The sequence below is a fragment of the Streptomyces sp. NPDC031474 genome (genome assembly GCF_055581185.1).
The window spans coordinates 207,051-220,852 of the sequence record NZ_JBVIJX010000014.1; the positions used below are offsets into that span (position 1 = coordinate 207,051).

A 13,802-nucleotide genomic window follows, 5' to 3' on the forward strand; every position below is an offset into this window, starting at 1 on the left:
CTGCGCATTACTTGTCAGGGTGATCGACAGCGCTTACTGTCTGACCGTTCAACACTCGGTCACACAGAGTGAGGGGGAGGTCCTTTTGTGGGCCACTTGATAAGACAATTGCGCTATTTCGGTCACTGGACCAGATCCACGTCCCTGTTCGTGGGGCTCGTGCTGTTCATCGGGCTGATACCCGACGACGCGAGCGCCGCCTCGGGGAGCACCCGGATCTCCGACGTCAAGCGCGATCCGTCCGTCCCGGGCCGGGACTTCAGCAAAAAGCGGCCCGCCACGCGCGACGAGGCCACGGGCGCCTTCAAGCCCGCCGCGGGGACCGTCCCCGCCCGTACCTTCACGACCCTGGTCACCGACCGGCGCGACAAGCTGCCGAAGCGGGCGCCGCTGACCGCCGGCGCCGAACCGGGTACGACGCCGGGCGCAACTCCCGTACAGACCGGCCCCGTGAAGGTCCGTCAGCCCGCAGCCAAGGCCGCCCAGGCGGCCCGTGCTGCCGCCGCCGACCCCGGCAGCGCCGTCCAGGTCCAGGTCAAGGACGCGACCGCCGCCCGCAAGGCCGGGGTGCGGGGACTGCTGTTCACGGCGGCCCCCGCGAAGAACGGCCTCGGTCCCGCCGCGTCCGGCACGGTCGAACTGGAGCTGGACTACGCCTCGTTCAAGGACACCTACGGCGGCGACTGGGGTTCCCGGCTCCGCCTCTACCGGCTTCCGGCCTGCGCGCTGACCACGCCCGAGCTGGAGCGCTGCCGTACCCGCAGCGCGCTGCCCGGCGCCAACGACGCGTCCGCGCACACCGTTTCGGGCAGCGCCGACCTGGCCGCCGCGCCCGCCGCGCCCGCCGTGTTCGCCGCCGCCGCCGAGGCCTCCGGCCCCGGCGGCAGTCATACGGCGACCTCGCTGTCGCCGTCCGGTTCCTGGATGGCGGGCTCCTCCTCCGGCGGCTTCTCGTGGAGCTACCCCATCGAGGCGCCCGAGGTCCCCGGCGGCCCGCAGCCCGAGGTCGAACTCTCCTACTCCTCTCAGGCCGTGGACGGCCGCACCGCCTCCACCAACGCCCAGTCCTCCTGGATCGCCGAGGGCTGGGACTACGAGCCCGGCTACATCGAGCGCCGCTTCCGCTCCTGCTCGGACGACAAGGATCCGGTCAAGGACGACAAGGGCGTCGAGCAGAAGCCCAACAACTCCGGTGACAGCGGCGACCTGTGCTGGGGCTCCGACCACGTCGTGATGTCCCTGGGCGGCAACACCACCGAACTCGTCAAGAAGGACGGCACCGACGACTGGCGCCCCGCCGACGACGACGGCTCCCGCCTCCAGCGCAAGACCGGCGCGGCCAACGGCGCCAAGGACGGCGAGCACTGGGTCCTGACCACCACCGACGGCACCCAGTACCACTTCGGCCTGAACAAGCTGCCGAACGCCCCCGACGGCACCGCCACCAACTCGGCGCTCACCGTCCCGGTGTTCGGCAACCACCCGGGCGAACCCTGCCACGCCACCGCCTTCATCGACTCCGACTGCGCCCAGGCCTACCGCTGGAACCTGGACTACGTGGTCGACCCGCTCGGTGACGCCATGACCCTGTGGTGGACCAAGGAGACCAACTTCTACGGCCAGAACATGAAGGCCGACCAGCAGATCTCCTACACCCGCTCCGCGCAGCTCGCCCGCATCGACTACGGCCTGCGCTCCGACAAGCTGTTCGGCGTCCAGCCGGCCGGCCGGGTCGCCTTCACCACCGCCGAACGCTGCATCCCCACCGCGACGTTCGACTGCGCCGAGGCCAAGCGCACCGCCGCCAACGCCAAGAACTGGCCGGACGTGCCGCTGGACCAGGAGTGCGCGTCGGGCGCCAAGTGCACCGACAAGTACTCCCCGACGTTCTGGACGACCAAGCGCCTGACGAAGATCACCACCAGTGTGCTCTCCGGCAGCGCCCTGAAGACCGTCGACTCCTGGGCGCTGGAGCAGTCCTACCCGGCCACCGGCGACGGCACCTCCCCGGCCCTGTGGCTGGACGCCATCGCCCGCACCGGCCACGGCGCCGGCGCGACGGCCGCGATGCCGAAGGTCACCTTCGCCGGCATCCAGCTCGACAACCGCGTCGACAAGGTGGAGGGCCTGCCGCCCTTCTCCCGCTACCGGGTGCACGCCATCGACACCGAGACCGGCGGCCGCATCGGCGTCACCTACTCGGCGCGCGACTGCCAGGCCCTGGAGCCCAGGCGGATGCCGGCGTCCCCCGAGTCCAACACCATGCGCTGCTTCCCGCAGTACTGGACGCCCAAGGGCGCCCTCAACCCGGTGAAGGACTGGTTCCACAAGTACGTCGTCACCGAGGTCCGCGAGGAGGACCTGGTCACCGACAGCCCCGCCAAGGTGACCAGCTACGAGTTCCTCGGCGGCGCCGGATGGGCCTACGACGACAGCGAGTTCACCGAGAACAAGCACCGCACCTGGTCGCAGTACCGCGGCTACGAACGCGTCCGCACCCGCCAGGGCGCCGGCGACGACGTCAAGCAGCTCACCGAGCACCGCTACTACCGCGGCCTGCACGGCGACAAACTGCCCTCAGGGACCCGCAGTTCGGACGTCACAGACAGCGAGGGCAAGGCGTACGCCGATCTCCCGCAGTACCAGGGCCAGTTGCTGGAGCAGATCGCCTACGACTCCGACGGCGGCCCCGTCGACTCGGCGACCGTCACCACCCCCTGGGCGGTGAAGACGGCCACCCGCACCCGCGCCGGAACCACGCCCCTGGAAGCGTGGATGACCCGCCCGGAGAGCGTCCGCACCCGCGAACGCGTCAAGGGCGACACCTGGCGCACCTCCACCGAGACCACCAAGTACGACAGCTACGGCCTGCCGTACGAGGTCGAGGAGAAGACCCCGGGCGGCAAGGTCCGCTGCTCCACCGTCGGTTACGCCCGCAACACCACCGCGTATCTGATCGAGCCGGAGTCCCGCGAGAAGACCGTGCTCGGCGCGTGCGGCACCACCGGCGGCGAAGTCGTCGAGGACACCCGCACGTTCTACGACGGCCTGGCCTTCGGCGCCGCCCCCACCAAGGGGCTGCCCACCGAGGTCCAGGAACTGAACGGCAAGGGCGACGGCTACGTCACCATCGACCGCACCGAATACGACATCCACGGCCGCGAGACCGCGACCTGGGACGCGGACAACCGCAAGACATGGGTCGAGTACACGCCCGCGACCGTGGCCCGTCCCACCAAGCAGGTCTCCACCGACCCGCTGCTGCACACCGAGACCACGGTCTTCGACGACGTGCGCGGCCTGCCGCTCACCGAGACGGACGCCAACGGCCGGACGGCCACCATGGAGTACGAGCCGCTGGGCCGGCTCCTGAAGGTCTGGGAGATCGACCGCGACCCGGCGACCCAGACCCCGACGGCCACGTACGACTACACCGTCCGCCGGGACGGGCCGACGATCACCACCGCGCGCACCCTGAAGGACAACGGCGAGTACGCGGTCTCCTACGAGATCCTCGACGGTCTGATGCGCGAGCGGCAGACGCAGGACGAGGCCGTCGGCACGGGCCGCATCGTCAACGACACCTTCTACGACAGCGCCGGCCGCCAGTGGAAGGAGAACGAGGGGTACTACAACACCGCCGAGCCCGAGGCGAAACTCCTCCAGGTCGGCGACAACGAGGTCCCGTCCCAGAACCGCACCCTCTTCGACGGCCTGGGCCAGCCCACCGCCGACATCACCTACTACCACGGCACGGAGAAGCTGCGCACCACGACGGAACGCGACGGTGACGTCTCCACGACGATCCCGCCGGGCGGCGACACCGTCACAGCCGTCTTCGAGGACGCCGAGGGCCGCGTCGAGAAACTGCGCGAGTACACCGACAGCGCACGCACGAAGTGGCGGGACACCCTCTACCAGTACGACGCCCTCGACAACCTGGAGAAGGTGACCGCCCCCGGCGGCGCCACCACCTCCTTCGAGTACGACAAACGGGGCCGCCAGACCGCGGTCGTCGACCCCGACGGCGGACGCACCGAGATGCGGTACGACAACGCGGACAACGTGATCGCGACCGTCGACCCGTTCCAGCGGACCCTGGTCACCACGTACGACGACGGCGGCCGTCCGACCACCCTGCGCGAGGGCAGCGACACCGGCCCCAAGCGCCTGGAGTGGACGTACGACAGCCTCGCCAAGGGCCTCCCGACGGCGGCCGTCCGCTACGAGAACGGCCGTGAGTACCGGGAGGAGGTCACCGCCTACGACAACGCCTACCGGGTGAAGTCGTCCAGGACGGTGATCCCGACGGAGGAGACCGGCCTCGCCGGCGCCTACGAGTACACCTACTCCTACACCCCGACCGGCAACCTCGCCTGGGTGGAGGTTCCGGGCCTCGGCGGCCTGACGACCGAGCGGGTCGTCTTCCGCTACAACTCCGACGACCTGCCCATCTCCATCGCCGGCGCCTCGGCCTACCTGGCGGGCGTCGACTACTCGGCGTTCGGCGAGGTCCTGCGCACCGACGCCGGACCGGCGGGCAGGAAGGTCTACGGCTCCTACGTCTACGACGAGTTCACCCGCCGTCTGCAGTCGGCGACCTTCGACCGCTCGCTCGCCCCGGGCCGCATCAGCGAGACCCGGTTCGGCTACGACCAGGCCGGCAACGTCACCAGGATCACCGACGTGCCCGGCAGCGCCTCCCCGGACTCGGGCAAGACGGACACCCAGTGCTTCGTCTACGACCAGCTGCGCCAGATGACCTCGGCGTGGACGGCGAAGACGCAGGAGTGCGCGGCGACCCCGACCAAGGAAACGGTCGGCGGCCCCGAGGCCTACTGGCAGTCGTACCAGTACGACGAGGCGGGCAACCGCAAGACGCTCGTCGAGCACGACACGACGGGCGACACCACGCAGGACGTCACCCGCTCGTACGTGTACGGCAAGGCGGGCGTCGGCGGCCCCAACGCGCTGGCGGAGATCAGGTCGGTCGGCCCGCAGGGCGAGCGCCTCAACACCTTCGCCTACGACAAGGCCGGCAACACCGTCGGACGCCAGAACGGCGGCACCGAGCAGACCCTCGAATACGACGTCGAGGGCCAGCTGCGCAAGGTGACCGCGCCGGTCGAGGGCGGCGGCGCCAAGACCACGTCGTATCTGTACGGCGCGAACGGCGAACGCCTCATCCGCACCGGCGCGGACGGCAGCCGCACGCTGTACCTGGCGGACGCGGAGCTGACGGTCGACGCGGCCAACTCCAGCGCGAAGGCGGAGCGGTTCTACGGGCATCCGGACGGCTCGGTGACGGTCCGCGCGACCGGCGGCGTCCGTCAGCTGATGCTGGCCGACCACCACGGCACGTCCCACACGGTCGTGGACATGGTCGACCCGGCGATGGGAGTCACCCGCCGCAAGTCGATGCCGTTCGGTGAGGAGCGTGGGCAGCAGCCCGGCACCTGGCCCGGACAGCGCGGCTTCGTCGGCGGCACGGTCGACAAGGACACGGGCCTGACCCGCCTCGGAGCCCGTGACTACGACCCGGCGACGGGCCGGTTCATCCAGGTCGACCCCATGGTCGACTACGGCCAGCCGGCCACGATGAACCCGTACGCCTACAGCAACAACGCCCCGGCCACGTTCTCCGACCCGTCGGGCGAGTTCTTCCCGGTCGTGGTCCTGGCCGGTATCGCGGCCCGCATCGCCATCCAGGCGGCGATCCGTGCGGCAGCCCGCCGCGCGGCGATCATCGCGGCCCGCAAGGCGGCCCAGGCGGCGGCTCGTCGGGCGGCGGCGCTGGCCCGCAAGCGTGCCCTGGAGGCCGCGAAGCGTGCGGCGGCGAAGGCGAAGCGGGAGGCGGCCCGCAAGGCGGCCGCGGCGAAGCGAGCCGCGGCGAGGAAGGCGGCGGCCCGCGCGGCGGCCAAGCGGGCGGCGGCCCGCAAGGCGGCAGCCCAGGCCCGCGCTCGCGCGGCGCGTGCGGCGGCGAAGAAGGCGGCGGCCCGCCGGGCCGCGGCCCGCAAGGCGGCGGCCCGTCCGAAGCCGCGCGCCAAGCCCCGCTCGCAGCCGAAGCCGCGTCCCAAGCCGTCGCAGGTCAAGCGGGCGGTGAAGAAGGTCGCGAAGGAGGTCAGGGAGGAGGCCAAGGAGACCGTCAAGGAAGAGGTCCAGGCCCAGGCCTGCGAGGTCAACAGCTTCGTCCCCGGCACGAAGGTCCTGATGGCCGACGGCTCGGCGAAGCCGATCGAGAAGGTCAAGGCCGGCGAGAAGGTCGTCGCCACGGACCCGAGGACGGGGAAGACCACCGTCCGGACGGCCACGGCGACGATCGTCGGCAAGGGCAGCAAGGACCTGGTCCGCATCACCCTGACGGTCCACGACGGCTCGACCGCCGACGCCGAGGCGACGACGGTCACCGCGACGGCCGGCCACCCGTTCTGGGTGCCGTCCCTGCGGGAATGGGTCGACGCCGGTGAGCTGAAGCCGGGCCAGTGGCTCCAGACGTCCTCGGGCGCCTGGATCCAGATCGGCGCGGTCGAGGCATGGACGGCGAAGAAGGCGACGGTCCACAACCTGACCGTCACGGACGTCCACACGTACTACGTGCTCGTGGGGGCGGCGCCGGTCCTGGCGCACAACTGCGGGGACGCGGGGTATGCGGACGTGTACCTGGATATGGCGCAGGGGCACGCCTCCATCTCGGTGACGCACAACGGTGAGACGCTGCACACCGAGGCGGGTTCCCGGCCCGGACAGGACTCCATCGTCGGCAGGCGGGACCGGCCGCATGCTCCCGGCACCGACGTCATCCGGATCCCTCTGCCGAACGCCCGGAACGCCATGAGGGCACAGAGGTACTTCCTGGATGACAACAACCGGGGCCCGCACAACAATGACACGAACAACTGCGTGACGTACTGCGCGGCCATCCTCAGGGCCGGGGGATACACCGTTCCGGAAAGCAGATCGCAGCGCATCGCGGGTTGGCTCCTGGAAACCATGTTCGAGCGAAGGAAGCTGTGACGGTGTCGGACGAGTACGAATGGCTGAGGAATCTGCCGCAGGGCTGGGACGCGCCCGAACACCTGCTCACCCCGACCGCGTCACCGCCTCTCAACCTTGGGGTGCAGGTGATCGGCAGCAACATCGTCGGTAACGACGTGGTCGAACTCGCCGCGCTGTTCATGGCCGAGCACGCCAGGTTCGAACTGTGGATGGGCGGTCACGAGCCGCCCCTCGGCTTCCGGCAGCAGTTCGAGCGGGGCGTCGCCCCGAACGAGGGGCTGCGCCTCGCCTACGAGGCATGGGTGGAATTCGAGACGGCCTATCAGGCCTCGGGCCGCAAGTTCGATCAGGTGCGGGACGAGCGGGACAGGCTGAAGGCGGCTCTACGTGAGGCCACCGACGCTCTCGTGCGTGCCCGGAGCGAATAGCGAAGGACCGAGGTCCCGGCCGACAGCCTGTCGGCCGGGACCTCGCCTCGACCGCCGAGGCGACGACGGTCACCGCGACGGCCGGCCACCCGTTCTGGGTGCCGTCCCTGCGGGAATGGGTCGACGCCGGTGAGCTGAAGCCGGGCCAGTGGCTCCAGACGTCCTCGGGCGCCTGGATCCAGATCGGCGCGGTCGAGGCCTGGACGGCGAAGAAGGCGACGGTCCACAACCTGACCGTCACGGACGTCCACACGTACTACGTGCTCGTGGGGGCGGCGCCGGTCCTGGCGCACAACTGCATCGATCCCCGGCCCGACTTCAACTCGGATCTCTCTGCCAACGGCCACTACTCCAAGCACGTGAAGGGCGTCGACTTCCGCATCAAGAAGGGGCGCGTGCGTGAACCGCAGGCGTGGGATGCGAGCCTGCCGGAATTCGACAGGCTCGGTGGTCGGAAGGCGTATCGAGAGGCGGCCAGGGACTTCATGCACGGCGATGGACCGGACGGCTCCATCACAGTGCGGACGCCCAGCGGTGCCGTGCACCGGTTCGACCCCAGCACGGGCTACTACGGTTACCTGAACAGTGGAGGCACGATCTCCACCTTCTTCCGTCCGGCCGAAGGGTTGTCGTACTTCCGGCGCTCAGCGATGAGCGCTCGATAGGCAGGTGGCAAGCGGCATGGGCAGTGCCTTCGTCGACAGGTTCGGATACCTGGCCGTGCGGGCGGGACGCCGTCAGGCGAGTACTCCCTTCCGTGTGCTGGAAATCTGGGAGTCATTCGTCGACGATGCCTGCGACGGCTACGCGGGGACGTTGTTCGAATACTGGGACGAGCTCTCGGTGAGACGGTTCCTGCAGGGAGTACTGGACGATCCCGTCATCCGGGAGACCGCGGAGATCGACTGGTTCGCCGCGGAAGTGGCCCGGATCGACGGGAAGTTCAGGGAACTCCTCAACGCCGGGTTCGCGGTGCCGGGCGGTGGCCCCGAGTGGTGGGCTCGCAGGATTCCTCGGGTGGCCGACGAGGAGATGGCCCAGAACGTGAAGGACCACTTCGGCATCGAGCTGGAGATCGGCTGACGCCAGGCGGCACCGAACGAAAGCGAACGAGGCCCCGGGCCGACAGCCAGTCGGCCGGGGGCCTCGTCGTCCGGCGGCCGTTTTCACGGGCCGGGGAACGGCTGGGACGGGACTCCGCGCAAGTACCTCAGGTGGGTGGGCGCGACGGTCTACGCGGCACGGGCCGCCTACACGGGACGTTCGGGTTCGGTGAGAGGGAATCCTGAGATGACCAGTCGAAGGGCAGGAACGAGCGAATGGACGGCGGGCCTGGCGAAGGCCGGGCTCGTGGTCCGGGACGGCTGCGGTGACCCGGAGGGGTTCATCCCCTCGCTGGTGACCGGCCAGCTGATGAGCGTCCCCCGGGAGGAGCGCCGCGGTGAGGCCTGGGCGGACATCGACGACCCGGAACTGCATCGGAAGGCGAACGCCGACTGGTACCGGCTGGCGGTCGAGGAGGGGCTCTTCCGGTCGGAGGACGCCCGGTTCTTCCTCGCCGCCGGCTCGTCCTGGGTCTGTGTGGAGTTGAGGCCCGAGTGGGACGTCATGGGCGAGGGCGCCGCCGGCCCGCTCGGCAGTGCCCACTGCCGTCCCGAGTTCACCATGCTCTCGCTGGACGGGAGCGTCCTGCTGGGCGCGACCACGAGTCAGTTCTCGATCGGCACGGTAGTGGTGAAGGAACCACACCGGTCGCAGGTGCTGCGGAAGTTCGCCGGGTGGGTGGTGCAGTCGGATTCCTCCCTCTGCGGCCCGCAGGCCAAGGCGGCGGCCCGCCGCTGGCTGGACGACCATCCAGCCTCCGGCGTGTGACCTGAATCAGGTATGAGCCGAGGCTGAACGGACGTTCCGCGCAGTCACGGACGTGGCGCTGGTGCACATACACCTGCGCTTTCGGGCAGGGCGCCCCGTCCTTCAGGGCCGGGGTGCATGCCCCCTCCCGCGGAGCGGGGCATGGATGGCCGGATCGCAGTCAGGGCGATCCGGCGTCGTCGTCCGGGATGCCGGGGGTGGCCGCGGACGGGTGGTGGTGACGTGGAGTCGAGGGTCCTGGGGCTGGTGGCCGGGGGTTGGCGGTGGGCGGGGTCGTCACTCGGGCGGGTGATGGTGATCCATGGTGTGCGCGGACGGGGAACGTGTGGTCTAGGTTCACGGCATGGCGCGGTTTCGGATGTACCCGACGGGTGGGCAGGAGCGGCAGATGCTGCTGCACTGCGCGCACGCGAGGTACGTCTGGAACCTCGCCGTCGAGCAGCACGCGCACTGGACGCCGGGCCGCAGGTCGGCGCCTTCCTTCGCCGAGCAGTGCCGTCAGCTCACCGAGGCCCGGCGGGACAACGGGTGGCTGGGCACCGGGAACGCGGACGTGCAGCAGCAGGCCCTCAAGGACTTTGCCAAGGCCAAGAACGCGCGCTTCACGTCGGGGTTCGGTGAGCCGACCTGGCGCAGGAAGCACCGGCACGAGGGTTTCCGTGTCATCGGCACTGACCGCGTGCCCGAGTACGACGCAGACGGCTCGGTGAAGCTGAACGCGAAGACCGGTAGGCAGGTCATGGGCCGGTCCGTGGTGTTACGGAAGCTGAACCGTCGTTGGGCGCAGGTGAAGGTGCCCGGTTGTGGCTGGGTGCGCTTTCGTCTCAGTGCCCAGGGCAAGGGGGCGAAGCTGCCCAGCGCGAAGACGTTCCGGGTCACGTTCCGCAACGGGCAGTGGCATGTGGCGTTCGCCGTCGTTCCCCAGCCGATGCCCGCGCCTGGCACGGGCGAGGTCATCGGCATCGACCGGGGTGTCACCATCACCGCGGCTCTTTCCGACGGGCGGAAACTGAACTGCCCGCAGCTCACGGTCAGGGAACGCGCCCAGATCCGCGAGCACCAGCGGCGCGCGGCCCGTGCGCCCAAGGGCAGCGAAGCCAAGGCTGCCGCGTACGCGAAGGCCGCGAAGCTCAAGGCCCGCGAGGTGAACCGCCGCAAGGACTGGTGCGAGAAGACCAGCACCCTGCTCGCCAAGTCCTACGACCTGATCCGCTTCGAGAAGCTGAACATCAAGAGCATGACCCGCTCCGCGAAGGGCACCGTGGAGCAGCCTGGGAGGAACGTGGCGCAGAAAGCGGGGCTGAACCGGGGCATTCTTGCCCAGGGCTGGGGCCTGCTCAGGCAGCGCACTGAACACAAAGCGCCGGGCCGGGTCGAGGACGTTCCCGCCCCGTACACATCTCTGCGGTGCAGTGCCTGCGGGTGGATCGAGAAGAAGTCGCGCAAGAGCCAAGCCGACTTCGAGTGCGTGTCCTGCGGCTTCACCTGCAACGCGGATACCAACGCAGCAGCCAACGTCGCGGCAGGACAGGGCGGTATCCCCCGTCCCCGGCGGACAGCCGGTGCCGGAGGGGTGACAATGGCCACCGGCTGTTCGAGTACCCGTGAACCTCAACCCACCTGGGTTGGAATCCCCCTCTTTTAAGAGGGGGAGGATGTCAATGAAGGAGCGTCCGCATGAGCCGCACCTCACGCACGCCCCGCACGCCCCGCACCTCACGCAGGGCCGCCCTGCTGGCCGTTCCGGCCGCGGTCCTGCTCGCCCTGACCCCCACCAGCGCCTCCGCCTATCCCAACCCCGGCACGGTCACCGGCTCCACGGTCGTGCACGACCCGACCATGATCCGCACCTCCGGCGGCCGCTACCTCCTCTACGCCACCGGCGGCGGTCTCGCCTACCGCACCTCCACCGACCGCACCGCGTTCAGCGCGGGCGGCGACGCCTTCGCCACGAAGCCGGGCTGGTGGTCGTCGTACGGCGCGACGGAGGCCTGGGCACCCGACATCTCGTACCAGGGCGGCAAGTACCTGATGTACTACGCCGTTTCGACCTTCGGCTCCAACAAGTCCGCGATCGGACTGGCCGGTTCGTCGACGGGCCTGCCCGGCTCCTGGACCGACTACGGCGCCGTCTACACCTCCACCACCTCCAGCGACTACAACGCCATCGACCCGAACCTCTTCGTCGACGACGACGGCAAGTGGTGGCTGTCCTTCGGGAGTTGGTGGACGGGCATCAAAATGATCCGCATCGACCCGGCGACCGGCAAACAGCTCGCCTCCGACACCGCCCGGCGCTCGATCGCCGCCCGCCCCACCGGGACCAAGGCCGTCGAGGCACCGTACATCGTGAAGCGCAACGGCTACTACTACCTCTTCGCGTCCTACGACACCTGCTGCGCCGGCACCAGCTCCACCTACAAGGTCAAGGTCGGCCGCGCCACCAGCGTCACCGGGCCGTACTACGACAAGAGCGGCGTCGCCATGACCAACAACGGCGGCACCCCGGTGCTGGAGTCGCACGGACGCTACATCGGCCCCGGCGGCCAGTCGATCATGCACGACACCGACGGCGACCTGATCGTCTACCACTACTACGACGGCAACGACAACGGCACGCCCAAGCTGGGCATCAACCTGCTGAACTGGAGCACCGGCTGGCCCGTCGCCTACTGACCCGACCCCGGTCCGCCACTCAGCCGGCCTGTCCCATGCCCGCCGCGTTCGGCCAGCTCTGGGCGTTGGGCCAGCCGGTGGCCGCTGCGGGGGTCAGGCCGTTGGTGCCGCGGACCTGGGCGGCGGTGAGGCCGCCGCGGGCCGGAACGCCGGTGGGGGTGGGCCCCATCGGCGGGGCGGCGGGTGCCATCGCGGGTGACATGGCCGCCGGCGCCATCGCGGGTGACATGGCGGCGGGCGCCATCGCGGGTGACATGGCGGCAGGCGTCATGGCGGCAGGCGTCATGGCGGCGGGGGCCATGGGCGGGGCCATGGCCGCGGGTGCCATCGCGGGGGCCATGGCAGCAGGCGACATCGCCGCCGCCGGAGCCATCGGCGGAGCCGCCGCCGGCACGGGGGCCGGGACAGGGGCAGGGGCCGGTGCGGGTACCGGCTGGGGGAAGATCTGCGCGGCGGCCGGCATCGGCATGCCCGCCCCGTCGGACGGAGACGGCTGCGCCGCCGGAGCGGGCATCGCCGGGGCAGCCGCGGCCGTGGCCGCGACCAGCCCCGGCGCCGGCATGCCCATGGCCTGAGCGGCAAGGCCCTGCATGCCCGCCCCGTTGGTGACCAGCCGGTCCACTGCCGCCGTGCCCGAGCTGTAGCCGGCGCCGGCGCTCAGCTCGGGCACGGGGGCTCCCCTCCTGGTCCCGTAGAGCACCTGTTCCAGGCCGGACACCAGGCGACGCACGTCCACCTGGGGGCGCACCACGAGCCTCAGGAAGCGGCTGGAGGAGCCGATCTTGTTTCCGCACTCGCGGACCAGGATGCGGTGCTCGGCGAGCAGCCGGTCGCGGACCACGGTGCCCTCGGCGCCGACGGGAAGGCGCACGAAGAGGAAGTTCCCCTGGGAGGGGTAGACGGTCAGGCCCGGCAGCGCGCTGAGCTGGCTCGCCATGTCGAGGCGGTCGCGGCGGACCTGCATCAGGCTCTGCGCGTACTCGGCGCCGTGGTGCTTGAGGATGAACACCACGTGTTCCGCGAAGGAGTTGAGGTTCCACTTCGGGAGCATCGAGCGGACCTTGCCCGCGAGCGCCGGGTTGGCGACCAGGTAGCCGAAGCGGATGCCGTGCAGGCCGAAGTTCTTGCCCAGGCTGCGCAGCACGATCACGTTCGGCCGGAGCATGGCCTCCTGGACGACGCTCGGCTCGGCCTCCGCGTCCGCGAACTCCAGGAACGACTCGTCGATGACGATCAGGTCCAGGTCGGCCATCGCGTCCATGAACTGCACGATGGCGTGCTTGTGCAGAAAGCCGCCGTCGGGGTTGTTCGGGTTGCAGATCACGGCGACACGGGTGCCGCGGGCGCGGATGAACTCGGCGTACTGGGCCAGGTCCAGGGCGAAGCCGCTGGACTCCTGGAGCGGGAACATGTCGACCCGCTTGCCGGTCTCCATGGGCTGGTCGGTCCAGCGGCCGAAGGTGGGGACGGGGATGGCGAGGGACTCACGGACCAGCAGATGGTCGATCCAGGTGATGAGCTCGGTCGAGCCGTTGCCCATCGCCACGGCCTGCGGCGGAAGCTGGAGCAGACTGCACAGCTCGGCGGTGATCGTGTCGGCGCTGCTCGGGTAGTAGGTGATGATGTCGCGCAGCCGGGCGGCCATCTCGTCGAACATGGCCGGCGTCGGGAAGTACGGGTTGCACGGGATGCAGAAGTCCACCGGGCCGACACCCTCGCCGCCCTCGCGCGTCAGCGCCGCCATCGACGGGCTGTGCGCCGCGGTGTTGCGGAACAACGAGGAGACGTTGTCGGCCATGGAACCTCCGTATGGGGCGGGCCCGGCGGGGA

At 70.1% G+C, this 13,802-nt stretch carries 7 protein-coding genes and 1 pseudogene; 7 read left to right on the top strand and 1 reads right to left on the bottom strand.

From position 1 onward, the window contains the following. Positions 1 to 150 precede the first annotated feature (150 nt). From ACZ5SK_RS29575 to ACZ5SK_RS29605, 7 genes and pseudogenes are all read left to right on the top strand, one after another. Positions 151 to 7,014, top strand: a complete 6,864-nt coding sequence (locus ACZ5SK_RS29575; RefSeq protein WP_468576708.1) for a polymorphic toxin-type HINT domain-containing protein — start codon at positions 151 to 153, stop codon at positions 7,012 to 7,014. Positions 7,015 to 7,016: 2 nt separating this feature from the next. Beyond that, positions 7,017 to 7,424, top strand: coding sequence for a hypothetical protein (locus ACZ5SK_RS29580; protein ID WP_334580407.1), 408 nt, complete (start codon positions 7,017 to 7,019; stop codon positions 7,422 to 7,424). 65 nt (positions 7,425 to 7,489) lie between these two features. Then, a pseudogene (locus ACZ5SK_RS29585) lies at positions 7,490 to 7,723 on the top strand (polymorphic toxin-type HINT domain-containing protein); the annotation flags it as partial. A 382-nt stretch (positions 7,724 to 8,105) separates the two neighbouring features. Then, a complete protein-coding gene (locus ACZ5SK_RS29590; protein WP_334580408.1) occupies positions 8,106 to 8,507 on the top strand; it encodes a hypothetical protein in 402 nt (133 codons plus the stop codon). A gap of 207 nt (positions 8,508 to 8,714) precedes the next feature. Further along, positions 8,715 to 9,296 (top strand): hypothetical protein, encoded by a 582-nt coding sequence (locus ACZ5SK_RS29595; protein ID WP_361703292.1) that lies wholly within the window; start codon positions 8,715 to 8,717, stop codon positions 9,294 to 9,296. Between the two features lie 388 nt (positions 9,297 to 9,684). Further along, entirely contained in the window at positions 9,685 to 10,941 is a 1,257-nt protein-coding gene (locus tag ACZ5SK_RS29600) for an RNA-guided endonuclease InsQ/TnpB family protein (RefSeq protein ID WP_468576725.1), read from the top strand. Between the two features lie 32 nt (positions 10,942 to 10,973). After that, entirely contained in the window at positions 10,974 to 11,972 is a 999-nt protein-coding gene (locus ACZ5SK_RS29605) for an arabinan endo-1,5-alpha-L-arabinosidase (protein ID WP_334580411.1), read from the top strand. Positions 11,973 to 11,991: 19 nt separating this feature from the next. On the opposite strand, the gene ACZ5SK_RS29610 is transcribed toward ACZ5SK_RS29605, so the two are convergent. Beyond that, positions 11,992 to 13,770: a pyridoxal phosphate-dependent aminotransferase gene (locus ACZ5SK_RS29610; RefSeq protein ID WP_468576709.1), complete on the bottom strand. Its 1,779-nt coding sequence runs from the start codon at positions 13,768 to 13,770 to the stop codon at positions 11,992 to 11,994. Between the last annotated feature and the right edge of the window lie 32 nt (positions 13,771 to 13,802).

Excerpts from the sequence above, each read along its gene's own strand:
- ACZ5SK_RS29590 (WP_334580408.1), top strand. The coding sequence starts at position 8,106 with ATGGGCAGTGCCTTCGTCGACAGGTTCGGATACCTGGCCGTGCGGGCG.
- ACZ5SK_RS29595 (WP_361703292.1), top strand. The coding sequence starts at position 8,715 with ATGACCAGTCGAAGGGCAGGAACGAGCGAATGGACGGCGGGCCTGGCG.
- ACZ5SK_RS29600 (WP_468576725.1), top strand. The coding sequence starts at position 9,685 with ATGCTGCTGCACTGCGCGCACGCGAGGTACGTCTGGAACCTCGCCGTC.
- ACZ5SK_RS29605 (WP_334580411.1), top strand. The coding sequence starts at position 10,974 with ATGAGCCGCACCTCACGCACGCCCCGCACGCCCCGCACCTCACGCAGG.
- ACZ5SK_RS29610 (WP_468576709.1), bottom strand. The coding sequence starts at position 13,770 with ATGGCCGACAACGTCTCCTCGTTGTTCCGCAACACCGCGGCGCACAGC.